This window comes from Mycobacterium sp. Root135, from assembly GCF_001426545.1.
GTDB lineage: Bacteria > Actinomycetota > Actinomycetes > Mycobacteriales > Mycobacteriaceae > Mycobacterium.
Genome location: NZ_LMEZ01000005.1, coordinates 824,558 through 849,735, shown reverse-complemented (window position 1 = coordinate 849,735; position 25,178 = coordinate 824,558). Strand labels below are relative to the sequence as shown.

The following is a 25,178-nucleotide window of genomic DNA, read 5'->3' as shown; positions in this document are numbered from 1 at the left end:
GTGGAGTTTTAGCGGCGCCCCACCGCCGAAAAGACTCCACAAATCACGCAGACTAGGGCGTGACGATCGCGAAGTTCGGATCCGGCCGGTCCAGCACGCCGAGGAGCGAAGCCAACGCGCCCGCGTCACCCGTCATCTGCACCCCGGGCGAGGCGGTGTCACCGGTGGCGAAGGTCAACAGCCGCAGCTTGTTTGCCACCGTGACCGTCGCCGTGGCGGTCTGCGGATCGGCGGATGCCTTGCGGTACACCAGCACCCCGTTGCGCAGCGTCAAGCGGTAGTTGGCCGCCAGATCCTCGAAGGTCACGTCGAGTGCAAGGTTCAGCCCCCACGCCTTCGGCCCGTTGACGCTGATCGCGAAGCTGTCGAACATCTGCTCCGGCGTCAGCTGCGACACCAGTGACAACGACGTCGTCTGCGTCGGCGTGCCGAAGTTGCCGTCCCGCAGCTCGGTGGCGCCGGCCAGGAAGAAGTTGCGCCACGTCGCGTTCTCGGCACCGTAGGCCAGCTGCTCCAGCGTGTCGGCGTACAACGCCCTTGCTGCCTCGTGGTTCTCGTCGGTGAAGATCGCGTGGTCGAGCAGCGTTGCCGCCCAACGGAAGTCACCATCGTCGAACGCGGTTCTGGCGATCTCCACCACCCGGTCGACGCCACCCATCGCCGCCACGTACCGCGGCGCGATCGACTCGGGCGGGTGCTGCCACAGCCGCGCCGGGTTGCCGTCGAACCAGCCCATGTAGCGCTGGTAGACCGCCTTCACGTTGTGGCTCACCGACCCGTAATAGCCGTGGGTGTGCCACGCCTCGTGCAACGCGGGTGGCATCTGGAAGGTCTCGGCGATCTCGATTCCCGTGTAACCCTGGTTGATCAGCCGCAACGTCTGATCGTGGAGGTAGGCGTACAAATCCCTTTGCAATGACAGGAATTCGACGATCCGCTCCTCCCCCCAGGTCGGCCAGTGATGCGAGGCGAACACGACGTCGGTTCGACCGGCGAACGCGTCGATCGCCTCGGTCAGGTAGCCCGACCACGCGTGGGGGTCGCGCACCAGGGCCCCGCGCAACGTCAGCAGGTTGTGGAGGTTGTGAGTTGCGTTCTCGGCCATGCACAACGCGCGGTAGCGCGGAAAGTAGAAGTGCATCTCGGCCGGCGCCTCGGTGCCTGGCGCCATCTGGAATTCGATCTCCAGACCGTCGATGACGAGCGTCTCCCCCGTGGAGCTGACGTCGACCGTCGGCACGATGATCGCCACCTCGCCGGTGGACGGCGTCTGTCCGAGCCCGCACCCGACCTGACCCTGCGGCCCCCTGGCCAGCACGGTGCCGTACATGTACGACGCTCGGCGCGTCATCGCCGTGCCCGCGTAGACGTTCTCCTGCACCGCGTGCTCGATGAATCCCTCCGGCGCGATGACCACCACCCGACCCGCGTCGACGTCGGCTTGGGTCGTAACCCCGAGGACGCCGCCGAAGTGGTCGACGTGGCTGTGGGTGTAGATGACGGCGGTGACCGGCCGATCACCCCGGTGCGCGCGGTAGAGACCCAGCGCGGCGGCGGCCGTCTCGGTGGAGACCAGTGGGTCGATCACGATGACGCCGGCGTCGCCCTCGATGAAGCTGATGTTGGACAGGTCGAGACCGCGGACCTGGTAGACGCCCTGAACCACCTCGTAGAGCCCCTGCTTGGCGGACAGCGTCGACTGACGCCACAGGCTGGGATGCACGGAGGTCGGCGCATCACCGGTGAGGAAGGCGTAGACGTCGTTGTCCCACACCACGCGTCCGTCGGCGGCCTTGACGACGCACGGTTCGAGCGCGGCGATGAAGCCGCGGTCGGCGTCGTCGAAGTCGCGGGTGTCCTCGAACGGAAGACCGCTCAGATGCTCGGCATGGGCTGATTCGATGACGGCTGTGGGCGGCTTCTGATCCATTCCCTTGACCCTGCCATCACCGAATGGCGGCGGGGGCGAAATGTCACACGCGGTGCAGGGTGACGTTCGACAGCACGGAATCGTGAACGGTTGCGGTCATGTACGTGCAGAAGGGCTGTCTGCGCCGATCCGTCGGCGAGCCGGGATTGAGCAGCCGAAGGCCGGTTTTGGTGGTGGTGTCCCACGGGATGTGACTGTGTCCAAACACCAGCACGTCGACGTCGGGATAGAGCTTCGACATGCGTTCCTCCCGACCGGTCGACGCGCCCGTCTCGTGCACCACGGCGAAGCGGACGCCCTCGAGTTCGACGTCGGCCCGCTCCGGCAACCGTTGCCGCAACTCGTCACCGTCGTTGTTGCCCCAGCAGCCCACCATGCGATTGGCCTTGGCCTCCAGCTCGTCTAGAAGGCCCGGCACGACCCAGTCGCCGGCGTGGAACACGACGTCTGCACTGCTCACGTGATCCCACACCGACCCCGGTAGGTCCTTGGCGCGCTTCGGCAGGTGGGTGTCGGCCATCAACAGCAGGTCCACGCCGTCCACGGTAGCCGCAATACGGCGGGCGCATCCACTCCGTTGCTGGGATTTCGTTTACCTGACGACGTAGGCTGGCCCAAGAGGTGGCCCAGAAGACACTTGCCGCCTCATATCGGCGACCTCGGGGGGGTCGATGACGGCACGGGCTCGCAACGGAACGATCGTGGCCGCGACAGTGGTCCTCGCCGCCTTTGCCAGCTGGCTCGCCTCAGGTTGGGGTAGGCCGGCACTCGTGATGATGGTCGGCGAGCTGGGCTCCATCGTGGCCAGCGCATTCGCCGCGTGTTGCGCCGTCGTCGCCGCCCGCGTTACTCGAGGGCGCCAACGGTTGGCGTGGATTTGCCTGTCGGTGGGCCTGTTCGGCTGGGTGACCAGCAACGTCCTGTGGTCCTACTTCAACCACGTCGTCGACCATGCGCCGCCGTCGCCTGGCCTTGTCGACCTCGGCTACCTGCTGCTTCCCGTCAGCGCGTGCGTAGCGGCTCTCTTCGTCCCGTTCGGCGGCCTGCGCTCGTCCATTCGCATCGTCCTCGACGGCGCGCTCGTCGCCACCGCGCTGTTCGCCATCGCCTGGACCTTGTTCCTGCGTGAACTCTTCGAACTCGGAAACGTCTCGAGCGTAGCGTCCACCGTGTCGGTCGCCTATCCGGTCGGCGACGTCGCGATGATGACCTTCGGACTGGTGGTCGTCGCGCAAACCCCGCCGGGCCTCCGACTGTCGCCGGCCCTGCTGACCGTTGGAGCAACGCTCTTGGCGATCTCCGACAGCGCCTACGTGTTCAGCGCTGCCCACGGCTCCGCGCCGAGCAGCACCATCGCAATAGGTTGGATCACAGGCCTTTACGTGATCGGGCTGGGCGGCCTCACCGTCCGGCGCGTACCCGCCATGTCGATCCGTGCGACGCCCCGCGCAATCTTCTGGGTGCCCTACGTACCGCTGCCCTTCGCACTGGTCCTCGGCGCGCGCGAGCTCTACGCCGGGGAGAGCGCCCCGATTCTGACCGCCGGACTCATCCTGATCTTCGTCGCCCTTGCCCGCCAGTTCGTGCTGCTCGACGAGAATCGACGACTGCTCGCCGCCGTCGCCGACATGGCCCTGCGCGACCCGTTGACCGATCTCGCCAACCGGGCACTGTTCAACGACAGACTGGCCCACGCAATCGAATTGCGGGCCCGCACGGGGGCCCCGGTCGGCGTGCTCGTCGCCGACCTCGACGACTTCAAGCTCGTCAACGACAGCCTCGGCCACCCGATCGGCGACGAACTGCTGCGCAGCGTGGGCGACCGCATCAAGTCCGCCATGCGCCCCGGTGACACCGTTGCCCGGCTCGGCGGGGACGAGTTCGCCATCCTCGTCGAGGACGCGCCCGAGATCGCCGAGCAGATCGCCGACCGCGTGGTCCAGGCCTTCGAAGAACCGTTCACCGTCGACGGCCGCTCGGTCGACGTGCGGCTGAGCATCGGGTTGGCGACCGCCGTCGGCGATGCGGAGGTCTCGGCCGAGGAGCTGTTCACACGCGCGGACCTGGCGATGTACTCGGCCAAGCGGGCGCATGCCGGCTCTCGCAGCTTCACCCCCGAAATGCGGCGAAATGCCACGGAACTGAACCTGTCCAGTCAGCAGGACCGAACGGGCGACCGCGGCGGTGTCGCGCGCATCGAATTCCTCGGCGATCTGCGACGGGCCATCGACGAACACGAGCTCGATTTGGTCTACCAGCCGAAGGTGAGCCTGCGAACGTCGAAGGCCGTCGGGGTCGAAGCGCTGATCCGTTGGCCGCACCCACAATTCGGGCTGCTCGAACCCGCCGACTTCCTCTCACTTGCCCGCGAGAACGGGCTGATGGAGGCGCTCACCGACTTCGTTCTCGATCGCGCCCTGCAAGACGCCGCCAGTTGGCGTGCTGCGGGTTTCGACATGCCGGTCGCGATCAACCTCTCGGCGCCCTCGCTGAACGATGAGGCGCTGCCCACCATGGTGCTGGCGGCGCTCGCCAAACACGGCCTGCCACCGGCCATCCTCACCGTCGAGATCACCGAAGACGTGTTGATTTCCAGCGTCGAACGCGCCAGGTCCGTGCTCGACGAGCTACGGTCCTCCGGCGTGCGCGTGGCCATCGACGACTTCGGAAGTGGTTACGCCGCAATGACGTACCTGCACGAGTTCCCGGTCGACGAACTGAAACTCGACCGGCAGTTCATCGGTCCGATCGTGCGCGACGAGCGCGCCGCCTCCATCGTTCTCTCGGTGGTCAACCTGGCGAACGAGTTCGGACTGACCTGCGTAGCGGAGGGCGTCGAAGACAAGGCCACCGCGGACTTGCTGAAGACCTACGGCTGCGAACTCGCCCAGGGCCATTACTTCAGCAAGGCCGTGACCGCAGAGTCCATCAGGCACTGCTGTGCGCCCACCGACGTGACCCTCAGTTCTGCTGAAGCAGCTCGGCCATCTTGGGCATGATCGCCTGAAGACCCTTGAACGGCCGCATCATCACCTTGAACGACACGATGCGGCCGTCGTCGTTCCACGTGATCAGGTCGATGCCGTTGACGTAGACGCCGTCGACCGTGGCGGCGAACTCGAGAACCGCCGAACGGTCGCCCACCCACTCCTCCACGTAGTGGAAGTCCGTGCCACCGAACATCTTTGCCGCCGCCATCAGGTAGGCCGTCGTCTTCTGGCGGCCCTCCTGCGGGGTGAACACCGCCGGTGAGTAGAACACCGCGGCGTCGTCGAGAAGGGCGTCGAGCAGGGCGGGGTCGTGGCCGCCGCCGATGAACTGGTGCCAGCGCTCGATCACAGACGGCGTCATGGCGCCATCTTCGCAGGCGGGCTGGCGGCGTCGGGCAGCAACGGCGGACACACGCCAAGAGCGTCGGCGGCGAGCTCGAAGTGCCAGACCTCGTTGGCGTAGATGCGACACAGCCCATAGCGAGACCCGTTGGCGGCGAGCCACTGATCCGCCCCCACGCCCCCGACGTCGACGGCCTGCCCGACGACGTGCTTGGACAGCTCAGGGGTCTGCACGAATCGCCGGGCCGCCGCGAGGCTGCCGTAGGTCTGGATGGCGTCGTCGAGGAGCTGTTGCTGGAACTCGGGCGAACGCCAACCGGAGGTGATCGTCATGGTCACACCGTCGGCCGCAGCGGCGACCGCGGCGCTCTGGATCGCACTCAGCAAGGCCGGGTCAAGGCGGCCAATTGCCGGGTCGGCGACGTCGAAAGGAGGGGGGCCGGGGTCTGCGTGTGCGAGCCGAGGGCTCGGCCAGACGACGACGAGAGCCGCCACCGCAATGAACACCAACCGCATGCCCACACCCCTCCACCACCCGAAGCCACCCCGACCGTACTGACCCATGCACATGGGCGCCCGGCCTGGCGGACGACCCATACACACTGGGCCACGTCCAAAATTTGCTGTAATGTCGCCCACCTGAAGTTTTACCAGCAAGGTGAATTGGTTCGACAAGGGCGGGGAGTTACGGATGGGCCTGTCGACCGAGGACGAATCGACTGTCGACCTCAGGTTCCACTGGCTGCCGTTCACGGTGGCCTACTGGGCCATTGCGGTGGTCGTGGCCATAGTCCTCGGGGACGCGTGGCTACTTTTCGGCTTCTGGCTCGCCAACCCGGTGGTCCTGGCCGCGTTCTGGCTGCTGCGGATGAGGGTGTTCCCGCACCTGCGTCGGCACCGGCGCTGAGAAGCTGCCTCCGCTTCGACGGGTGCACCGGCAGGGATGGCGGCGGGCCAAAAGAAACAACTCCCGCGGCGTGTTGCTCGTGCCACGGGAGTTGCTCGTGTTGCTAAATGTGCGCCCGAAGGGACTCGAACCCCCAACCTCCTGATCCGTAGTCAGGTGCTCTATCCGTTGAGCTACGGGCGCGTGCTATTCAGTTGTACGGCTGACGCGAGTCAGCCGCGGCGGAGGCGAGAGGATTTGAACCTCCGGTCCGCTTTAAGACGGACAACTCATTAGCAGTGAGTCCCATTCGGCCGCTCTGGCACGCCTCCTGACCGATCCCGAGGGTACCGGACGTAAAAGCAATCCCCAGAACCGCCGAGGAGGAAGCGTACACAGGGGTGACGGTGGAAGGCAAAGCGCCCACTCGGACACCCCTAGACTGATCGCGTGACCGCCCGTCTCCGCCCCGAACTGGCCGACCTTCCCGCCTACACGCCCGGCAAGACGGTGCCCGGTGCAATCAAGATCGCCAGCAACGAGACCGTCGACGGGCCGCTGCCCAGCGTGCGGGCCGCGATCCTGGCCGCGACCGACGGCATCAACCGCTACCCGGACAACGGGTACGTCGAGCTCAAGGAACGCCTCGCCAAGCATCTGGACGGCGGCGCGTTCGCCCCCGAACACATCTCGGTGGGCTGCGGATCGGTGAGCCTGTGCCAGCAGCTCATCCAAATCACCTCGACCGTCGGCGACGAGGTGCTCTACGGCTGGCGCAGCTTCGAGATCTACCCGCTGCAGGTCCGCACTGCGGGCGCCACTCCGGTTCAAGTTCCGCTGACCGACCACACCTTCGACCTGGACGCCATGCTCGCCGCGATCACCGATCGCACCCGGCTGATCTTCATCTGCAACCCCAACAACCCGACGTCGACCGTCGTCGACCCCGACGCGCTCGCCCGCTTCGTCGCCGCAGTGCCCAGCGACATCCTCATCGTCCTCGACGAGGCGTACGTCGAGTACATCCGCGACGGCATGCTGCCCGACAGCTTCGGCCTGGTCCGCAACCACCGCAACGTCGTTGTCCTGCGGACGTTTTCGAAGGCCTACGGACTGGCCGGCCTGCGCATCGGCTACGCCGTCGGCGACCCGGACGTCATCTCGGCGCTGAGCAAGGTCTACGTGCCGTTCACGGCGACCAGCGTCTCCCAGGCCGCCGCCATCGCCTCCATCGACGCCGCCGACGAACTCCTCGCCCGCACCGACGCCGTCGTCGAGGAGCGGGCTCGCGTCACCGCGACGCTGCGCGACGCCGGATTCACCGTGCCGCCGTCGCAGGCCAACTTCGTCTGGCTGCCACTGGCGGAGGACACCAACGCCTTCGTCAACGGTGCCGCCGACAACCGGATTCTGGTGCGGCCCTATGGTCAAGACGGTGTGCGCGTCACCGTCGCCGCGCCGCACGAGAACGACGCCTTCCTCGAGTTCGCCACCGCCTGGATGGGACACAGATGAGTACCGCGCGAAAGACGTTCGCCGCGTTGACCGAACGCGCCGACCAGATTCCCGACGCCGAGTTGGACGCGTTCTGGGACACCCTGCAACCTGCCACCATCGACTTCATGATCGGGGAGTGGAAGGGCGGAGAATTCGACACCGGCCACCGCGCCAACGGATTCATGAAGCGGCTCAACTGGTTCGGCAAGACCTTCGTCTCCGCCTCCGACGCCAAGCCGTTGGTGTGCCTGGACGCCGAGGGCAACAAGTTCTCCAACACCGAGGCCATGAAGGGCGAGGCGAGCCTGTGGCTCGAGGAGTTCCGCGGCGAGGTGACGGCGTCCATGGTCTACGACGGTGCGCCGGTCCACGACCACTTCAAGAAGGTCGACGACAATGCCGTCGTGGGCATCATGAACGGCAAGGGCGCGCTGGACGACAGCGCCGGCTCACCGCGACACCTGTACTTCTACCTGGAACGCGTCTAGCCCCTATCGTCAGTCAGATGAGGACGCGCGTTCTGGGCGCCGCCGCGGTGTTCGCAGTCGCAGCTGCACTTGCCGGCTGTGATCGCACCACCGAGGGCACGGTGGCGATGACCACCGAGGCCGGTCCCCCGCTGCGCAGCTCGACCTCGGCGCGACCCACCCCCTCCTCACCGCGAACCTCGACTCCGCGGACGTCGTCCAACACTCCGCCACCGGGCGACCCGCTCGCAGTGACGTGCCAGGAGTACGTCGACCTCGACGAGGCGAACCGGACCGCCGTGGTCGACGAGATCCTCAAGGACGAGACGGCGGTTCTCAGCCCCGGTGACTCCGAGATCGCGAAGACCCTCGCCGACGCCGTGTGTACCTTTCTGCCCGACAGCACGGTGGCCCAGATCCTGCTCGGCGAGACCCCGCCCTGAGACCTGCTCCGCCTGGACGTAGCCTTCGTGCCATGGGCGATGCATACGAATCCCTCACAGTCGACGTCGACGATCACGTCGCCACGGTCACGCTGACGGGTCCCGGCAAGGGCAACTCGATGGGTCCGGCGTTCTGGGCCGAACTCCCCGTGGCGTTCACCAAGCTCGACGCCGATCCGGACGTCCGCGCGATCGTGCTCACCGGGTCGGGCAAGAACTTCAGCTACGGCCTGGACCTGGCCAGCATGGGAGGCACCCTGGCGCCAGTCCTGGCCGAGGGCGCGATGGCCAAGCCCCGCACCGAGTTCCACACCGAGCTGAAGGCCATGCAGGGCACCATCACGGCGGTCGCGGACTGCCGCACACCGGTGATCGCGTCGATCCACGGCTGGTGCATCGGTGGCGGCGTCGACCTGATCTCGGCGGTCGACATCCGCTACGCCAGCGCCGACGCCAAGTTCTCCGTGCGCGAGGTCAAGCTCGCGATGGTCGCCGACGTTGGCAGCCTGGCCCGGCTGCCGCTGATCCTGTCCGACGGCCATCTTCGTGAACTCGCGTTGACGGGCAAGGACGTCGACGCCGCGCGCGCCGAGAAGATCGGCTTGGTCAACGACGTGTTCCCCGACGCCGAGGCCTCGCTGGCCGCCGCGCACGAGACCGCCCGGGAAATCGCCGCCAACCCGCCGCTGGTGGTCCGGGGCATCAAGGACGTCCTCGACGAGCAGCGCACCGCACAGGTGTCGGCGAGCCTGCGCTACGTCGCGGCGTGGAACTCGGCGTTCCTGGCCTCGAAGGACCTGACCGAGGGCATCACAGCCATGTTCGCCAAGCGGCCGCCGGAGTTCACCGGCGAGTAGGGCCCGACAATCCCATTGCCCTACCCCACCCGCATGGGTAGCGTCCAGCCTCGACTCCGCCCAAGCCGCGTCTACCCGGTAAGGGCGCGGCCTACCCGCGATCGGTGAGGGTGGCTGCCCGTTCGAGCCGGGCCGGAGCCGGAGGACTCACCGCGGCGCGGGCGCGATCGGGGTCCTCACCTTCGCCAAGGCGAAGCGCTCCCAAGAGCGGTGGCGGAGGGATTTGAACCCCCGGACGGTGTTAGCCGTCTCTCGCTTTCAAGGCGAGTGCATTAGGCCGCTCTGCCACGCCACCGCCGACAACTCTAGGCGACGCGCGCGGTAGTAGCGTTGAGGCCATGCGTGCCATCGTCGCCGAACCGGGCAAGGACCTCGACTGGCGGGAAGTCCCGGACGTCACCGCGGCCGACGGCGAAGTCGTCATCGACGTCGTCACCGCGGGGGTCAACCGCGCCGACCTGCTGCAGGCCGCAGGGCACTACTCACCCCCACCCGGGGCCAGCACGACGATCGGCCTCGAAGTCTCCGGCCGAATCTCGGAGATGGGCGCCGGGGTCGCCGCGTGGACGGTCGGTCAGCCCGTGTGCGCCCTGCTCGCCGGTGGCGGCTACGCCGAACGCGTCGCGGTGCCAGCCGGTCAGGTGATGCCGATCCCCGACGGCGTGGGACTCCACGAAGCCGCCGCGCTGCCCGAGGTCGCGTGCACGGTGTGGTCCAACCTTGGCATGACGGCGCATCTGACCGCCGGGCAGACGGTCCTCTTCCACGGCGGCGCAAGCGGTATCGGCACCCACGGCATCCAGGTGGCGCACGCGCTCGGATGCCGCGTCGCCGTCACGGCGGGCTCGGCCAAGAAGCTGGAGGTGTGCCGCGCCCTCGGTGCCGACATCACCGTCAACTACCGCGACGAGGACTTCGTCGAGCGCATCAAGGCGGAGACGGACGGCGTGGGCGCCGACGTCATCCTCGACCTCCTCGGCGCGTCATACCTGGACCGCAACATCGACGCCGTGGCACCGGACGGCCGAATCATCGTCATCGGATTCCAGGGCGGCCTGAAGGCGGAGCTGAACTTCGGCAAGCTGATGGCCAAGCGGGCAGGCGTCATCTCCACGGCACTGCGCTCGCGTCCCCTCGACGGGCCTTCCGGCAAGAGCGCCATTGTCGCCTCGGTGGTGGAGAACGTGTGGCCGATGGTGGCCGACGGTCGGGTGCGGCCCATCATCGGCGCCGAGCTTCCCGTCGAGCAGGCGTCCGACGCTCACCGGCTACTGGAGTCCGGTGACGCCCACGGCAAAGTGCTTCTGCGCGTGCGGGATTGAGCTAGCCGAGCGAGGCGAGCGCGCGGACCAACTGGTCGACCTCCGCCAGCGTCGTGTAGTGCGCCAGACCGATCGTGACGGCGCCGCCGATGTCATTGACCCCGATCAGGTCGAGAACTCTGGACGTGGTGTTCAGCGACGCCAGCACCCCGTTGTCGGCGAGCCTTTGCACGACCCGTGCGGCGGGCACCCCGTGGAGGGCGAAGCTCAGCACGGGGATGCGCTCCTCGGGCTGGCCGATCACCATCACCAGCGGCAGCGACCGCAACGACGTCAGCAGGTACTCGAACAGCCGGTCCATGTAGGCCGCCGCCGATTGCATTGAAACCGTGAGTCTTTCGCGCCGGGTACCGGTCGCCGACTCGTCGAGGTTCGCCAGGTATTCGACGCTGGCGACCACACCGGCGAGCATGCCGAACTGGTGAGTGCCCATCTCGAGCCGCTCGACGCCGGCCGCCAGCGGGTCCAGCGACACCGAGCTGAACGATTCGATCGTCGACGGGTCGCGGAACACCAGCGCCCCGATGGGCGGGCCACCCCACGCCACGGTGTTCAGCGCGAGGATGTCGGCCTCGATCTCGTTGACGTCGACCAACCGGTACGGCGCCGCCGCCGAGTGGTCGACGACCATCGTGCCGCCGTTCTCGTGGAGCAGCTTGGTGACCGGACGCAGATCGGTGACCGCTCCGATGGCCGAGGAGGCCGACGTGATGGCGACCAACTTGGTCGGCTTGTCGATCAGCGATTCCCACTGATAGGCCGGCAGCTCACCCGTCTCGATGTCGACTTCGGCCCACTTGACCTTGGCGCCATAGCGATTCGCGGCACGCAACCAGGGTGCGATGTTGGCCTCGTCGTCGAGACGCGTGACGACCAGTTCGTGGCCCAGCCCGACCCGCGACGCCGAGGCGTCGGCGAGCGACGTGAGAAGGATGGCTCGGTCGGCGCCGAGCACGACTCCGCGCGGGTCGGCTCCGACGAGGTCGGCCACCGCCTGCCGGGCGGCCTGCAGCACCGCGGCGCTGCGCAGCGCAGCGGGATGGGGGCCCTGCCCAGTGGTCATCGAGCCGCGGAAGGCCGTCGAGACGGTGGTCGCCACCGAGTCGGGCAGCAGCATGCCGTTCTGCGCGTCGAAGTGCACCCAGCCGTCGCCCAGAGACGGGTGCAAACCACGCACCCGGGCGACGTCGTATGCCATGCCTGCCACCTTCGAGCCCTGTGAATACCTGACCGAACAGATTGCCGATGGTGCCCGCCGAGTACGCCGTGACGGACCAACTTCACCTGCGTGGTCATACTAGTGCAGTGAGCTTGGCGTCCGGAGTGCTAGTCGCGTGGACGTTGCTCATCGTCCCAGGAGCAACCGTCGCCCGGGCCGCGCAGCTAACGTGGCCGACCGCTGTCGCGGTGGCGCCGGCGCTGACCTACGGCACCGTGGCGCTGGCGATTCTTCCCATGGGCGCGGTCGGCGTCCCGTGGGATCTTTGGACCGCACTTCTCGCCCTACTCCTCGTCGTGGCCATCGTCGCGGGTTTGCAGGCTGCGCGATTGCGGTGGCGCGACACCACGTCCGACGGCGAGCCGATCGCCGTCGGCCCCGCGCTCGTCGTCGCCGCAGGCGTCGTCCTCGGTGCGACGTTGATCACACTTGCAGCTATCCGCGGCATGCCGAACTGGCAATCGATCCCCAGCACCTGGGATTCGGTCTGGCACGCCAACACGGTCCGCTTCATCCTCGAGACCGGGCAGGCGTCACCCACCCACATGGGCGAGCTGCGCAACGTCGAAACCCACGACGCGCTCTACTACCCGTCGACGTTCCATGCCCTGGCCGCCATCCAGTGCCAGCTCACCGGGGCCGCCGCAACGACCGCGTACACGTTGAACTCGCTGGCCGTCGCGGTGTGGTTGTTCCCGGCCAGTGCTGCGGCGCTGACGTGGCACCTGCTGCGCAGCCGCGACCTCGGGCAGTGGCAAGCGGCGGGCTCGGCGGCTGCAGCCGCTGCGTTGGCCGCCTCGTTCACCGCGGTCCCCTACGTCGAGTTCGACACCGCGTCGATGCCCAACCTGGCGGCGTACGGGTTGGCCGTACCGACCGCACTGCTGACCATCTCGGCGTTGCGACACCGCGACCGGATACCGCTGGCCGTGCTGGCGCTGCTCGGCGTGTTCTCGGTGCACATCACCGGCGGCGTGGTGACGGTGCTCTTCATCACGGGGTGGTGGCTGGCCGAGGGGCTCTGGCGGCCGGTCCGTGGTCGGCTCGCCGACTTCGGCACGCTGGTCGCGGTCGCCGCGCCGGCCGTCGTGCTCCTACTGCCCCAATTCGTCGGCGTACTTCAGCAGGCCGAGATCATCGCCGGACACGAGTTCGACACCCACGAGGGCAAGAAGAAGGCGTTGTTCGACGCCGTCGTCCAGCACACCAGACACCTCAACGACTATCCGATCCAGAACGCGCTCATCGCGCTGGCGGCGATCGGCTTCGTCATCCTGCTGATCCGGCGCATCTGGTGGCCTGCCGCGATCTGGCTGGTGCTGGTGTACTCGATCATCCACTCGTCGGCGCCGTTCGGCGGTGCGGTCGGCAAGGTCACCGCGCTGTTCACCGACCTCTTCTACAGCGATCCGCGTCGGCTCTCGGCGGTGGTGACGATGCTGCTCGCGCCCATGGCGGGCATCGCGCTGTTCACGATCACCTCGGCGGCACTGGCCGGGCTGCGCCGAGTCGTCCCCCGGCTGAACACCCGCGTCGTCCACGCCGTCACCGCGGTCGTCCTCGTCGCCGTCCCCGTCGGCCTGGCCTGGCACTACTTCCCCCGGCACCGGCACCTGATCGGGGAGAAGTACGACCAGGTGATCATCGACGACAAGGACATCGAGGCCTTCGCCTACCTCTCGACCCTCCCAGGGGCCCGCGACACCCTCATCGGAAACGCCAACACCGACGGCACGGCCTGGATGTACGCCGTCGCCGGGCTCCACCCACTGTGGACGCACTACGACTACCCGCAGCAGCAGGGCCCGGGGTACAACCGCTTCATCTTCTGGGCCTACGCCGACGACGCCGACACCGATCCAAGGGTCGCCAAGGCCGTGCGCGCACTCGACATCAGGTACGTCATCACGAGCACACCGGTGGTACGCGGGTTCGTCATGCCCGACGGACTAGTCTCGCTAGGCAAGTCGAAGTCGTGGAGGCTGATCTACGACAACGGCGAGGACCACATCTATGAGTGGCAGGGACGTTAGATCCAAGGGAGTGTCAGACGTGACGAGTAACGCCGACGAGAACGACATCGAGATCATCGGAGACGTCTCCGCGATGGGCGACGACGCCGACGGCAAGTCCCTGAGCGATCTGGTCGAACAACCGGCCAAGGTCATGCGGATCGGCACCATGATCAAGCAGCTGCTCGAGGAAGTCCGGGCGGCACCGCTCGACGACGCCAGCCGGAGCCGGCTCCGCGACATCCACTCCCGCAGCGTCCGCGAGCTCGAAGAGGGTCTCGCACCCGAACTCCGCGAAGAACTCGAGCGGCTCGCCCTGCCCTTCGGTGAAGACACCCTGCCCTCGGACGCCGAGCTGCGAATCGCGCAGGCCCAGCTCGTGGGCTGGCTCGAGGGACTGTTCCACGGCATCCAGACGGCGCTGTTCGCCCAGCAGATGGCGGCGCGCGCGCAGCTCGAGCAGATGCGCCAGCTACCGCCGGGCGCCGGGGGCGCTGCAGGTCCGCGTGGACCGGGCAGCTCGGGAACCGGGCAGTACCTCTAGCAGTGGTCGATCCTCACATCGAGACCCAGAACGCGTGGGTCGAGTTTCCGATCTTCGACGCCAAGTCGCGATCGCTGAAGAAGGCGTTCCTCGGCAAGGCGGGCGGCACGATCGGCCGCAACGAGTCCAACGTCGTCGTCATCGAGGCCCTCCGCGACATCACCCTCTCGCTGAAGATGGGCGACCGCGTCGGCCTCGTCGGCCACAACGGCGCAGGCAAATCCACGCTGCTGCGCTTGCTGTCGGGCATCTACGAGCCGACCCGCGGCTCGGCAACCGTCCGGGGCCGGGTGGCCCCGGTGTTCGACCTCGGCGTCGGCATGGACCCGGAGATATCCGGATTCGAGAACATCGTCATCCGCGGCATGTTTCTGGGGCAAACCCGCAAACAAATGGCTGCCAAGGTCGACGAGATCGCCGAATTCACCGAACTCGGCGACTATCTGTCGATGCCGCTGCGCACGTACTCGACGGGCATGCGGGTGCGCCTGGCGATGGGCGTCGTCACCAGCATCGACCCGGAGATCCTGCTGCTCGACGAGGGCATCGGCGCGGTGGACGCCGAATTCATGAAGAAGGCCCGCACGCGGCTGCAGGATCTGGTGGCCCGGTCTGGGATCTTGGTGTTCGCAAGCCATTCCAACGAATTCCTGGCCCAGCTCTGTGACACCGCAATGTGGGTGGACCACGGCACCATCAGGTTGACCGGCGGCATCGAGGACGTCGTGCGCGCCTACGAGGGCGACGACGCAGCCCATCACGTCCGCGAAGTCATCGAGGAGAACAAGCGCTCGGACGTCCGGCGTGAGTGATGTGGTAATCGCCGTCGTGGTCACCCACCGGCGCGTGACGGAGCTGACCCTGTCATTGGATGTCGTGTCCGGGCAGACCCGGGCCCCCGACCACCTGATCGTCGTCGACAACGACGACGACGACCGCGTCAGGGAACTGGTTGCGGCCCAACCCATTCCGACCACCTACGTCGGGTCTCGTCGCAACCTCGGCGGGGCGGGCGGCTTCGCGCTCGGGGTGCTCAAGGCACTGTCGCTTGGCGCCGACTGGGTCTGGCTGGCCGACGACGACGGACGGCCCGCGGACGCCGACGTCCTCGGCACGCTGCTCGACTGTGCAACCAGACACTCGCTGGCCGAAGTCTCGCCCATGGTGTGCGATCTCGCCGATCCGACCCGGCTCGCGTTCCCGTTGCGCCGCGGGTTGGTGTGGCGAAGGTGGGTCGAGGAACTGCGCGTCGACGCGTCGGCGAGCCGACAATCTGACCCTGCCGGAGACCTGCTGCCTGGCATCGCCTCGCTGTTCAACGGTGCGCTCTTTCGCGCGACCACGCTGGAAGCCGTTGGCGTGCCGGACATTCGGTTGTTCATCCGCGGCGACGAGGTCGAGGTTCACCGTCGACTGGTGCGCTCCGGGCTGCCGTTCGGAACCTGCCTCGAAGCGATTTATCTGCACCCGCAGGGTTCCGACGAGTTCAAGCCGATCCTCGGCGGCCGGATGCACACCCAATATCCGGACGACGCCACCAAGCGCTACTTCACCTATCGCAACCGCGGTTACGTCCAGTCCCAACCCGGCATGCGTCGGCTGATCCCCCAGGAGTGGGTGCGGTTCGGCTGGTTCTTCCTGGTGACCAAGCGCGATCCGGCCGGGTTGCGGGAGTGGATTCGGTTGCGGCGGTTGGGCAGACGAGAGAGGTTCAGCAAGCAATGACCTTCATCGACGCGGCTGTGCAGTCGAAGACCTTCGGCCGGGCCTGGGGCGATCTGACGGACGGCTTCGGCAAGCGTGAGCTGTGGTTGCACCTCGGGTGGCAGGACATCAAGCAGCGCTACCGCCGCTCGGTACTCGGACCGATCTGGATCACCATCGCCACCGGCACCATGGCCGTCGCCCTTGGCGGGTTGTACTCGACGCTGTTCCATCTGCCGCTGGCCGAGCATCTGCCCTACGTCACGCTCGGGCTGATCATCTGGAACCTGATCAACGCCTCGATCCTCGAAGGCGCCGACGTCTTCGTCGCCAACGAGGGCCTCATCAAACAACTTCCGACGCCGCTGTCAGTGCACGTCTACCGGCTGGTGTGGCGCCAGATCATCCTGTTCGGGCACAACATCATCATCTTCGTGATCATCGCGATCATCTTCCCGCAGCCGTGGAAGTGGACGGATCTGTCGTTCATCCCCGCGCTGATGCTGATCGCGCTGAACTGCGTGTGGGTGGCGCTGTGCTTCGGCATCCTGGCCACCCGTTACCGCGACATCAGCCCGCTGCTGTTCAGCCTGGTGCAGCTGCTCTTCTACGTCACGCCGATCATCTGGAACGACGAGACGCTGCGCCAGCAGGGTGCAGGCACGTGGGCCAAGGTCATCGAGTTCAACCCGCTGTTGCACTACGTCGACATCGTGCGTGCGCCGCTGCTGGGCGCCGACCAGGAGCCGCGGCACTGGGTGGTGGTCATCGTGCTGACCATCGTCGGCTGGACCATCACGGCCTTCGCCATGCGGCAGTACCGCTCCCGCGTGCCGTACTGGGTGTAACCCGCGCGATTTGTGGAGTCTGGGCGGCGGTGAGCACCGCCAAAACTCCACAAATCGACGGGGGTGAGACCTCAGCGGCGCGGGGCCTTCAGTCGGGTCGCGACGTTGAAGCGGTTCCACGCGTTGATGGTGACGGCCATCGCGATCACCTGGGCCAGCTCCTTGTCGGTGAACACCGCGGCAGCCTTGGCGTAGACGTCGTCGGAGACGTGCCCGTGGTGTAGCTCGGTGATCGCCTCGGTCAGCTCCAGCGCCGCCCGCTCTCGATCGGTGAACAACGTGCCCGCCTCGTCCCACGCCGCGACGAGCGCCAGCCGCTGCTCGGTCTCCCCGCGCTTGCGGGCATCGGCGACGTGCATGTCGAGGCAGAACGCGCAGTGGTTGATCTGGCTGGCGCGAATCTTGATCAGCTCGCCGATGGTCGGGTCGACGTCCTTGGCCGACGCGGTCGAGAGCCGCATCATCGCGTCGTACAGCTCGGGCGAGACCTGGTAAATCGAGAGGCGGTCCATGGCGGTGGGGTGTTCCAGTGTCTGTGTCATGACCACCACGCTAGCGGCGAAAGAACCATCCGCATGGTTCAATTCGTGAGTGACTTCATGGGCCAATTCGGGTTCGAGGGACCTCCACCTCGACCTCCGCCAGGCCATCGTTCCCGGCGCCCGCGGCGCGCGCGAACTCCTGACCACCGCGTTGCGAGACGCCGTACGGTCCGGCCGGCTCACCTCGGGGACGACGCTTCCGCCGTCGCGCACGCTCGCATCCGATCTCGGACTGGCCCGCAACACCGTCGCCGAGGCCTACGCCGAACTGGTCGCCGAGGGTTGGCTGGACTCACGGCAAGGCGCGGGCACCTGGGTGGTCGACGCAGCGGCCACGCCCCTGCCAACCCGCTCGCGCGGCACACCCGTCGTGCCCACTCACAACTTCATGCCCGGCTCGCCCGACGTCAGCGCCTTTCCCCGCACTGCGTGGCTGGCCTCCACTCGTCGCGCACTGTCAGCCGCGCCCCACGAGGCACTGCGGATGGGCGACCCCCGCGGCCGGGTGGAACTGCGAGAAGCCCTCGCGGAGTACCTCGGCCGGGTTCGCGGCGTCCGCACCTCACCGGAGTCGATAGTGATCTGCGCGGGCACCCGGCACGGCGTCGAGATCCTCGCCAGGGCACTCGGCGGACCCATCGCGGTCGAGGCATACGGGCTGTACCTGTTTCGGGAGGCGCTCGCCGGGATGGGGGTGCCGTCCACCCCGATCGGCGTCGACGAGCACGGGGCGGTGGTCGACGACCTGGCCGCGACCGCCGCGACCGCGGTACTGCTGACCCCCGCGCACCACTTTCCGCACGGCGGCCCGCTGCATCCGGCACGACGCAAGGCAGTCGTCGAGTGGGCCGACCAAAGCGGCGGCTATCTGCTGGAGGACGACTACGACGGCGAGTTCCGCTACGACCGCCAGCCCGTCGGGGCCGTCCAGGGGCTCGACCCGGATCGCGTCGTCTACCTCGGATCGGCGAGCAAGAGCCTCTCACCTGCCCTGCGGCTGGGATGGATGGCGCTGCCCGACCGCTTGGTCGACCGGGTGGTGGCCGCCTCGGGCGGTCAACAGTTCTACGTCAACGCCATCACCCAGCTGACGATGGCCGACTTCATCTCGAACGGCAGCTACGACAAGCACATTCGACGAATGCGGCTAAATTACCGACACCGCCGCGACCGCCTCGTCGAGGCATTGCGCCCGTTCGACGTCGGCATCAGCGGCCTGTCGGCGGGCCTGCACCTGCTGCTGACACTGCCCGCCGGGACGGAGCCCGAGGTCATCAGGCGAGCGGGTGAGGCTGGCATCGCGCTCTCCGGGCTGAGCCTGCTGCGACACCCGGACGCAAGCCCGGACGTTCCCGCCCCCGACGGCGTGGTGATCAGCTTCGGCACCCCCGCGGAGAGTGCGTTCGCCGCGGCAGTCGACGCCCTCTGCGGGGTGTTGGCCAGCCTCCGTCACTGACCCCTGGCAATTCGGTACGCGCCAGGCGGGCTTCCCGTCCACCGGCGGAACGCGCGCCGGAACGCGCTTGGCTCCGAGAATCCGAGCCGATCGGACAGCTCCTCGGTCGACTCGCGCCCGCTCGCCAGGGCGGCGATCGCCGCGTCCCTCATGACGTCCTCCTTGATCCCACGGAACGTCGTGCCCTCGTCGCGGAGCAAGCGCCGCAGATGCTGGGCGCTGACGTTCAACGGCTTGGCGATCTCCTCCACTGTGAGCAGATCGGGGGCGTGGCGGCGCTCCACCATCCTGCGCACGCGACTGGACACGGTCGGGTGGTAGTCCTGCCGGAACAGCAAGGCGTCCGGTAGGTTTCGCAGGAATTCCGTCAACTCGTCCTCGTCGCGCACCACCGGCGCGTTGAGAAATCCGCTGTCGAAGGTGAACGCCGCCGCGGGTGCGTCGAAGTTCGGGACGACGCCGAAGATCGGCGGGTAGTCCGCGTGGGGCGGCGGGGGTTCTGGTAGTTCAACAGACGTCAACGGGATCGCTTGACCGATAAGCCAGCTGGCGAACCGGTGGCCCACCACGATCCCAATGGCCCCGACGACCTGACTGGCCCGGGTCCTGGCCCCCGGAGCGATGACCATCCGGGTGGTCTTGGCGTCGCCCGCGAGCTCCGTCACCTCGAAACCGATTCCGATACCGACGAATTCGATCAAACGCCGCAATGCCGTCCGGAGATCGGGGGTATGGATCAGGCCCAACGTGACCATGCGGAACGTTCCGCGCGGGATGGCCATTGCGCCCAGCCCGACCATCTCGTCACCGGTCACGACCCATAGAACCTGGATCAGGCGCGCGGCCTGGGCCTCGGTCACCCTGGCGGCGTCCTCGCCGATCAAACCCGCCGGGATTCCCGCTTCGCGCAGAACGCCATCGACGTCGAGGCCCCGGGCCGACGCCGGGGCGATCGCCGCACGGATGAGCTGGATTGCGACAGTGCGGGCCGCCACAGTGTGAAATTACCACCGCAGGCGTGCGCATTTCGGTCACTGACGTCGCTAGTTGCGGTCATTTTCGCCGGCGTCGAATCCTCTTAGCTTTGACCTGAGAACGGAAGCGGACTTCCGTCGCCAAACAGTCATCCGCTTCCGCCTACCCATCACCTGCGGTTCGCAAAGAAGGGCAGTCGTCATGCTACGACAGTTGGTCAGTTCCGTTGCGGTGGCGGCGATCGTCGCCGTCCCAGGTGTCGCGATCGCGGCACCCACCACGTTCACCCTCGGGGGAACGGCACAGTTGATCGACAGCGGTCAACCCATCCCGCCCGTCGGCCTGTCCGGCGTCCTCGGCGGCAAGTACGACGACGGCCCCGCCGTCCCGGTGCCGTTCCCGGCGACCGTCGTCGACATGGACAAGTCCGTCGCCATTGGGGCGGATCGCCTTGTCGCACTTATTCAGTCGACCCCAGGGGAGAAGCGCGCCCTTGGCATGAGCCAGGGAGCCATCGCCGTCTCCGAGGCCAAACGTCGCCTGATGGCGCTGCCCGACGATCAGCGGCCGGCCCCCGGCACCCTGACGTTCGTCGCCATCGGCGACCCGACGCGTCCCGGTCACGGTGCGTTGGCTCAGACGGGCTACCGGACCGAAGACACCCCGTACGACACCGTCTACTTCACCCGCGAATACGACGGCTTCGCCGATCTACCCGACCGGTTCAACGTCCTTGCGATTGCCAACGCGGCGGCCGGAATCATCTACGTGCACCCGTATTACGGCAAGCTACCCGCCAACCTCCCCGAGGAGAACGTCACGACGACGGTCAACGGCGCGGGCGGCAAGGTGACCGACGTGCTGATCCCGACCGCCCACCTCCCCATGTTGCAGCCGCTGCGGAACCTCGGCATCAACGTCAACGGTCTCGAGGCCGTCCTGAAGCCGATGGTGGACGCCGGGTACTCGCGCAACGACGTCCAACCGACACCCTTGGCCGTCACGAATACCGTTGCGAAAGATAGCAAGTCCGAGGACGAGCCGAAGAAGCCGCGCCGAAACGTGCAGGCGTCCGACGCCACCCACGAGGTCAAGCACCAGAAGGACGAGAAGCCCGGGAACGACGCCCCGGCGCCGACAGTTGACCCGACACCGAAGGCGGAGCCGGAAGCGGATGAGCCGGCCGCCGGGCCCGACCCGAGCGACACCGAGGATGCCAACCCGGCCTAGAAGTAGCCAAGAAATTGGTGCGCGCAGGGGCCTTCGGTTGCTGGCAAAATCGGCTCACGTGCCCAAGAAGCAGCTGACGGACTCCCTCGCCCTCGACGAATCAGCCCCGACCCCGAGCCTCGCCGGCTGGCAGGCCACGGGCTTGTGCGTCGCCGCCGTCGCCTTGACGGGTGCCTCGGGCGGCCTCGGGGGGTTGCTTGGGGCCGTGCTCTTCGCCCCGGTGATCTACGCCCTGGTCCGCCTGCGCAGACATGCGCCCGCCGCCGTGTCCACGGCAGGTCTGGTCGGCTCGACACTCGGCCGCCGGGCTGCGGCATTGGCCGGTGGAGTGCAGATCCTGGCGTACTCGGCACTGGTCGTCACCTCCGCACAGGGGATCGCCCTGGTGTGGCTGCCGGTCGAGGCGCCGAGCGATCCGTTCGGCGAGCTGGTGTTCAGCAACTCGCTGTGGTCGCTGTACGCGGTGACGGCACTCGTCATCGCCGGGGTTCTGGTGTTCGCCCTGCCCGAGCGGGTGACCATCGGGCTCGCCACTGCCCTCGCGGCGGGCGGACTGCTCATCCACTTCTATCTCGGGCTGGCCATCGTTGCGACCATCCTGTCGGGCGGCGCCCCGGACGAGCCCCACAACGCGGCACCCCCGACCACGGGCGTTGACGCCGCCACTGCGCTGGTCGTACTCGCCGTCGGGATCGCCGGTTTCGAGGTCATCACCACCCGCCGCCGGCGGGGCACCTCGTCGGGTTGGTCCATGGGGCTGGCACTCGGGATCGTCGCGGTGTGCGCAGCCATCGTGTCGTGGGCCGGCCAGCTGGGTGCCAACGGTCTTGGCCCCTTCGATCGTGGCGACACCTCGCTGATCGCCGAGCAGTTGTACGGGTCGACGGGCACGAATCTGATCACCGCCGCGTCGACGATGATCGTCGTGGCAGGCATGCTGGCCCTGCTCTGGGGCATCATCCAGATCGTCGGCCGGCTGGGCACCGCGTTCTCACCTGAAACCGTCTACGCCGGCGTGCTGGCGGCGATGGTGATACTGACCGTTGCCGTCACCCAACTCCGCGTGCAATTCGGCTACGTCGGCGGGCTGTTGCTCGTCACCCTCTACGCCATCGTGCTCACAGCATTCGCCCGCATCCCAGGGGACAGCGTGGTGACCTGGTGGCTACGCATCGTCATGCCCGTCGTACTGGTGGCGATCGTCCTGCTCCCGCTGGTGGACGCCCAGTTCTCGATTGGAGCGCTCATACCGGTCGTAATCGCGGCCGCGCTGGTCGCGATCTCAGGCGCCGTTGCCGCGGTCACCACTCGCAGCCGCGCTGACTAAGCTGCCCCCGTGGCCGAGCCCCCGATGTCGCCGAATCTGTCCCTGGCGACCCAGGCCTGGCGCTTCGTCGTCACCGGCGGGCTGTCGGCCGTCGTCGACTACGGGCTCTACGTGGGATTGCACGCGCTGGGACTGCAACGCGACCTGGCAAAGGTGCTCAGCTTCATCGCAGGCACCACCACCGCCTACCTGATCAACCGCAGGTGGACGTTCCAGGCGCCGCCCAGCCGAGCCCGTTTCATCGCGGTCGTCGCGCTGTACGCCGTCACATTCGCCGTTCAGGTCGGCATCAACCACGTCCTGTACACGGTGTGGGCCAACCAGTGGTGGGGCGTGCCGCTGGCGTTCGTCGTCGCGCAGGGCACCGCGACGGTGATCAACTTCGTGGTGCAGCGCGCGGTTATCTTCAAGCTGAAGTGAGAGCGGTACCCTCGTCACGATGTTCGAAACGACCACCAAGCAGCTGATGGGCTGGGGGCGCACTGCGCCTACCGTCGCCCGGGTGCTGTCGACGCCAGATGCCGAGACCATCGTCGAAGCCGTCACCAGTGCCGACGGGCGAGGCATCATCGCGCGCGGGCTGGGACGCTCCTACGGCGACAACGCCCAGAACGGCGGCGGCTTGGTCGTCGACATGTCGGCGTTGCACCAGATCCACTCGATGGACCGCGACACCCACCTCGTCGACGTGGACGGCGGGGTGAACCTCGACCAACTGATGCGCGCGGCGCTCCCGCTCGGGCTGTGGGTACCGGTCCTGCCCGGCACGCGCCAGGTCACCATCGGCGGCGCGATCGCCTGTGACATCCACGGCAAGAACCACCACAGCGCGGGCAGCTTCGGCAACCACGTCCGCTCGATGGACCTGCTGACCGCCGACGGCCAGGTGCGTCGCCTCACCCCGGACGGCGAGGACGCCGCGCTCTTCTGGGCGACGGTCGGCGGCAACGGCCTGACGGGCATCATCCTGCGGGCCACCATCGCGATGACTCCGACGGAGACCGCCTACTTCATCGCCGACGGTGACGTGACGCCCACTCTCGACGACACCATCGCCTTCCACAGCGACGGCAGCGAGGACGACTACACGTACTCCAGCGCCTGGTTCGACGCCATCAGCGCGCCCCCGAAGCTGGGCCGGGCGGCCATCTCGCGCGGCTCGCTGGCGAGGCTTGACCAGCTGCCCGACAAGCTGCAGAAGAACCCGCTGAAATTCGATGCGCCGCAACTGCTTACGTTCCCGGACGTGTTCCCGAACGGGTTGGCCAACAAGTACACGTTCGGCCCGATCGGCGAACTCTGGTACCGCAAGTCCGGTACCTACCGCGGCAAGGTGCAAAACCTGACGCAGTTCTACCACCCACTCGACATGTTCGGCGAGTGGAACCGGGGCTACGGTTCGGCCGGCTTCCTGCAGTATCAGTTCGTGGTGCCAACCGAAGCCGTCGAGGAGTTCAAGCGCATCATCGTCGACGTCCAGCGCTCGGGGCACTACTCGTTCCTCAACGTCTTCAAGCTGTTCGGCGCGGGAAACCAAGCGCCACTGAGCTTTCCGATTCCGGGTTGGAACGTCTGCGTCGACTTCCCCATCAAGGCCGGACTCAACGAATTCGTCACCGAACTCGACAGGCGGGTGCTCGAATTCGGCGGCCGCCTCTACACCGCCAAGGACTCGCGGACCACCGCGGAGACCTTCCACGCCATGTATCCGCGAATCGACGAATGGATCGAGGTCCGCCGCAGGGTCGACCCCGCCGGAGTCTTCGCCTCCGACATGGCCCGACGTTTGGAGCTTCTCTAAATGGTGTTTGACGCCGTGGGCAACCCCCAGGCCATCCTCGTCCTCGGCGGCACGTCCGAGATCGGGCTGGCCATCGCCGAACGCTTCCTGCGCGACGCCTCGGCACGCGTGATCCTCGCCGACCTGCCCGACCACCCCCGCAAGGCCGACGCCATCGCCGCGATGACCTCCGCGGGAGCCAAGTCGGTCGAGTGGGTCGACTTCGACGGCGTCGACACCGACGGCCACCCGGCCGTGATCGACCAGGCCTGGGCGAACGGTGACGTCGATGTCGCCGTCGTGGCCTTCGGCTTGCTCGGTGACGCCGAGGAGCTGTGGCAGAACCAGCGCAAGGCCGTCCAGATCGCCGGAATCAACTACACCGCAGCCGTTTCCGTCGGCGTCCTGCTCGGCGAGAAGATGCGCGCCCAGGGTTCCGGTCGCATCATCGCCATGAGCAGCGCGGCAGGCGAACGGGTACGACGCTCCAACTTCGTCTACGGCAGCACCAAGGCCGGGCTCGACGGCTTCTACCTCGGACTGGGAGAAGCGCTGCGCGAGTTCGGCGTTCGCGTGCTCGTCATCCGGCCGGGACAGGTTCGTACCAAGACCACAGTCGACTACCTGGCGGCCACCGGCGCGAAGGAAGCCCCGATGACCGTTGACAAGGAGTACGTCGCCGAACTGGCCGTCACCGCATCCGCCAAGGGCAAGGACCTGGTGTGGGCGCCGGGCGCGTTCCGGTACGTGATGATGGTGCTGCGGCACGTGCCGCGGCCGATCTTCCGCAAGCTGCCGATCTGATCC

General features: G+C 67.4%; 25 protein-coding genes and 3 tRNA genes. 18 read left to right on the top strand and 10 right to left on the bottom strand.

The window, feature by feature from the left end:
• Nucleotides 1–52: 52 nt before the first annotated feature.
• Nucleotides 53–1,930 carry an alkyl/aryl-sulfatase gene (locus tag ASD37_RS15145; protein ID WP_056552235.1) on the bottom strand — a complete coding sequence of 626 codons (1,878 nt, stop codon included), beginning with the start codon at nucleotides 1,928–1,930 and terminating at the stop codon, nucleotides 53–55.
• 43 nt (nucleotides 1,931–1,973) lie between these two features.
• The gene (locus tag ASD37_RS15140; RefSeq protein ID WP_056553404.1) at nucleotides 1,974–2,465 is read right to left on the bottom strand and encodes a metallophosphoesterase; all 492 of its coding nucleotides are present in this window, start codon (nucleotides 2,463–2,465) and stop codon (nucleotides 1,974–1,976) included.
• Between the two features lie 136 nt (nucleotides 2,466–2,601).
• Between ASD37_RS15140 and ASD37_RS15135 the strand changes: the two genes are divergently transcribed.
• Nucleotides 2,602–4,929 (top strand): bifunctional diguanylate cyclase/phosphodiesterase, encoded by a 2,328-nt coding sequence (locus ASD37_RS15135; protein WP_056552234.1) that lies wholly within the window; start codon nucleotides 2,602–2,604, stop codon nucleotides 4,927–4,929.
• On the opposite strand, the gene ASD37_RS15130 is transcribed toward ASD37_RS15135, so the two are convergent.
• Both ASD37_RS15130 and ASD37_RS15125 read right to left on the bottom strand, forming a co-directional pair.
• Nucleotides 4,892–5,281 carry a nuclear transport factor 2 family protein gene (locus ASD37_RS15130; RefSeq protein WP_056552230.1) on the bottom strand — a complete coding sequence of 130 codons (390 nt, stop codon included), beginning with the start codon at nucleotides 5,279–5,281 and terminating at the stop codon, nucleotides 4,892–4,894. The two genes, ASD37_RS15135 and ASD37_RS15130, sit on opposite strands and share 38 nt — an antisense overlap.
• Entirely contained in the window at nucleotides 5,278–5,778 is a 501-nt protein-coding gene (locus ASD37_RS15125; RefSeq protein WP_156720886.1) for a M15 family metallopeptidase, read from the bottom strand. Before ASD37_RS15125 ends, ASD37_RS15130 begins: the two co-directional genes overlap by 4 nt.
• A 175-nt stretch (nucleotides 5,779–5,953) precedes the next feature.
• Here ASD37_RS15125 and ASD37_RS15120 point away from each other — a divergent pair, with 175 nt between their 5' ends.
• Nucleotides 5,954–6,169 carry a hypothetical protein gene (locus ASD37_RS15120; RefSeq protein ID WP_056552227.1) on the top strand — a complete coding sequence of 72 codons (216 nt, stop codon included), beginning with the start codon at nucleotides 5,954–5,956 and terminating at the stop codon, nucleotides 6,167–6,169.
• Nucleotides 6,170–6,279: 110 nt separating this feature from the next.
• On the opposite strand, the gene ASD37_RS15115 is transcribed toward ASD37_RS15120, so the two are convergent.
• Together ASD37_RS15115 and ASD37_RS15110 are read right to left on the bottom strand one after the other, a co-directional pair.
• Nucleotides 6,280–6,352: transfer RNA gene (locus tag ASD37_RS15115), tRNA-Arg, on the bottom strand.
• A gap of 39 nt (nucleotides 6,353–6,391) precedes the next feature.
• A tRNA-Ser gene (locus ASD37_RS15110) sits at nucleotides 6,392–6,480 on the bottom strand.
• 118 nt (nucleotides 6,481–6,598) lie between these two features.
• On the opposite strand from ASD37_RS15110, the gene ASD37_RS15105 reads away from it, so the two are divergent.
• Genes ASD37_RS15105 through ASD37_RS15090 form a run of 4 tightly spaced genes read left to right on the top strand, consistent with a single transcriptional unit; the run spans nucleotide 6,599 to nucleotide 9,412 of the window.
• On the top strand, nucleotides 6,599–7,663 hold the full coding sequence (locus tag ASD37_RS15105) for a pyridoxal phosphate-dependent aminotransferase (RefSeq protein WP_056552224.1): 1,065 nt from the start codon (nucleotides 6,599–6,601) through the stop codon (nucleotides 7,661–7,663).
• On the top strand, nucleotides 7,660–8,133 hold the full coding sequence (locus tag ASD37_RS15100) for a DUF4334 domain-containing protein (RefSeq protein ID WP_056552220.1): 474 nt from the start codon (nucleotides 7,660–7,662) through the stop codon (nucleotides 8,131–8,133). Before ASD37_RS15105 ends, ASD37_RS15100 begins: the two co-directional genes overlap by 4 nt.
• Nucleotides 8,134–8,150: 17 nt before the next feature.
• Complete coding sequence (locus tag ASD37_RS15095) at nucleotides 8,151–8,555, top strand: hypothetical protein (protein ID WP_056552217.1); 405 nt, start codon at nucleotides 8,151–8,153, stop codon at nucleotides 8,553–8,555.
• A 32-nt stretch (nucleotides 8,556–8,587) separates the two neighbouring features.
• A complete protein-coding gene (locus ASD37_RS15090; protein ID WP_056552214.1) occupies nucleotides 8,588–9,412 on the top strand; it encodes a crotonase/enoyl-CoA hydratase family protein in 825 nt (274 codons plus the stop codon).
• A 208-nt stretch (nucleotides 9,413–9,620) separates the two neighbouring features.
• Here ASD37_RS15090 and ASD37_RS15085 read toward each other — a convergent pair.
• Nucleotides 9,621–9,707, bottom strand: a tRNA-Ser gene (locus ASD37_RS15085).
• A 43-nt stretch (nucleotides 9,708–9,750) separates the two neighbouring features.
• Between ASD37_RS15085 and ASD37_RS15080 the strand changes: the two genes are divergently transcribed.
• Complete coding sequence (locus ASD37_RS15080; protein ID WP_056552211.1) at nucleotides 9,751–10,734, top strand: NAD(P)H-quinone oxidoreductase; 984 nt, start codon at nucleotides 9,751–9,753, stop codon at nucleotides 10,732–10,734.
• 1 nt (nucleotide 10,735) lies between these two features.
• Here the strand turns inward: ASD37_RS15080 and ASD37_RS15075 are convergent, their stop codons facing one another.
• Nucleotides 10,736–11,932, bottom strand: a complete 1,197-nt coding sequence (locus ASD37_RS15075; RefSeq protein ID WP_056552208.1) for a cysteine desulfurase-like protein — start codon at nucleotides 11,930–11,932, stop codon at nucleotides 10,736–10,738.
• Nucleotides 11,933–12,039: 107 nt separating this feature from the next.
• Here ASD37_RS15075 and ASD37_RS15070 point away from each other — a divergent pair, with 107 nt between their 5' ends.
• The 5 genes from ASD37_RS15070 to ASD37_RS15050 are packed head-to-tail and all read left to right on the top strand — an operon-like array spanning nucleotide 12,040 to nucleotide 17,061.
• On the top strand, nucleotides 12,040–13,986 hold the full coding sequence (locus tag ASD37_RS15070; protein WP_056553401.1) for a DUF6541 family protein: 1,947 nt from the start codon (nucleotides 12,040–12,042) through the stop codon (nucleotides 13,984–13,986).
• Nucleotides 13,967–14,509: a bacterial proteasome activator family protein gene (locus ASD37_RS15065; RefSeq protein ID WP_200959903.1), complete on the top strand. Its 543-nt coding sequence runs from the start codon at nucleotides 13,967–13,969 to the stop codon at nucleotides 14,507–14,509. Before ASD37_RS15070 ends, ASD37_RS15065 begins: the two co-directional genes overlap by 20 nt.
• A gap of 2 nt (nucleotides 14,510–14,511) precedes the next feature.
• The gene (locus ASD37_RS15060; protein WP_056552205.1) at nucleotides 14,512–15,321 is read left to right on the top strand and encodes an ABC transporter ATP-binding protein; all 810 of its coding nucleotides are present in this window, start codon (nucleotides 14,512–14,514) and stop codon (nucleotides 15,319–15,321) included.
• Complete coding sequence (locus ASD37_RS15055) at nucleotides 15,314–16,234, top strand: glycosyltransferase (protein WP_056552202.1); 921 nt, start codon at nucleotides 15,314–15,316, stop codon at nucleotides 16,232–16,234. The genes ASD37_RS15060 and ASD37_RS15055 overlap by 8 nt, the downstream gene beginning before the upstream one ends.
• Entirely contained in the window at nucleotides 16,231–17,061 is an 831-nt protein-coding gene (locus ASD37_RS15050) for an ABC transporter permease (protein WP_056552199.1), read from the top strand. Before ASD37_RS15055 ends, ASD37_RS15050 begins: the two co-directional genes overlap by 4 nt.
• Before the next feature lie 71 nt (nucleotides 17,062–17,132).
• On the opposite strand, the gene ASD37_RS15045 is transcribed toward ASD37_RS15050, so the two are convergent.
• Nucleotides 17,133–17,603 (bottom strand): carboxymuconolactone decarboxylase family protein, encoded by a 471-nt coding sequence (locus tag ASD37_RS15045; protein WP_056553396.1) that lies wholly within the window; start codon nucleotides 17,601–17,603, stop codon nucleotides 17,133–17,135.
• Between the two features lie 49 nt (nucleotides 17,604–17,652).
• On the opposite strand from ASD37_RS15045, the gene ASD37_RS15040 reads away from it, so the two are divergent.
• Nucleotides 17,653–19,059: a PLP-dependent aminotransferase family protein gene (locus ASD37_RS15040; protein WP_056552196.1), complete on the top strand. Its 1,407-nt coding sequence runs from the start codon at nucleotides 17,653–17,655 to the stop codon at nucleotides 19,057–19,059.
• On the opposite strand, the gene ASD37_RS15035 is transcribed toward ASD37_RS15040, so the two are convergent.
• Entirely contained in the window at nucleotides 19,053–20,054 is a 1,002-nt protein-coding gene (locus ASD37_RS15035) for an AraC family transcriptional regulator (RefSeq protein WP_056552193.1), read from the bottom strand. The two genes, ASD37_RS15040 and ASD37_RS15035, sit on opposite strands and share 7 nt — an antisense overlap.
• Nucleotides 20,055–20,247: 193 nt before the next feature.
• Between ASD37_RS15035 and ASD37_RS15030 the strand changes: the two genes are divergently transcribed.
• From ASD37_RS15030 to ASD37_RS15010, 5 genes are read left to right on the top strand one after another with little or no spacing between them, the layout of a single operon-like run.
• Nucleotides 20,248–21,264 (top strand): PE-PPE domain-containing protein, encoded by a 1,017-nt coding sequence (locus ASD37_RS15030; RefSeq protein WP_162253263.1) that lies wholly within the window; start codon nucleotides 20,248–20,250, stop codon nucleotides 21,262–21,264.
• Between the two features lie 58 nt (nucleotides 21,265–21,322).
• The gene (locus tag ASD37_RS15025; RefSeq protein ID WP_056552187.1) at nucleotides 21,323–22,591 is read left to right on the top strand and encodes a hypothetical protein; all 1,269 of its coding nucleotides are present in this window, start codon (nucleotides 21,323–21,325) and stop codon (nucleotides 22,589–22,591) included.
• Between the two features lie 24 nt (nucleotides 22,592–22,615).
• Nucleotides 22,616–23,011, top strand: a complete 396-nt coding sequence (locus tag ASD37_RS15020; protein WP_056553393.1) for a GtrA family protein — start codon at nucleotides 22,616–22,618, stop codon at nucleotides 23,009–23,011.
• Between the two features lie 19 nt (nucleotides 23,012–23,030).
• Nucleotides 23,031–24,392 carry an FAD-binding oxidoreductase gene (locus ASD37_RS15015; RefSeq protein WP_056552184.1) on the top strand — a complete coding sequence of 454 codons (1,362 nt, stop codon included), beginning with the start codon at nucleotides 23,031–23,033 and terminating at the stop codon, nucleotides 24,390–24,392.
• Nucleotides 24,393–25,175: a decaprenylphospho-beta-D-erythro-pentofuranosid-2-ulose 2-reductase gene (locus ASD37_RS15010; RefSeq protein ID WP_056552181.1), complete on the top strand. Its 783-nt coding sequence runs from the start codon at nucleotides 24,393–24,395 to the stop codon at nucleotides 25,173–25,175.
• Nucleotides 25,176–25,178: the final 3 nt, after the last annotated feature.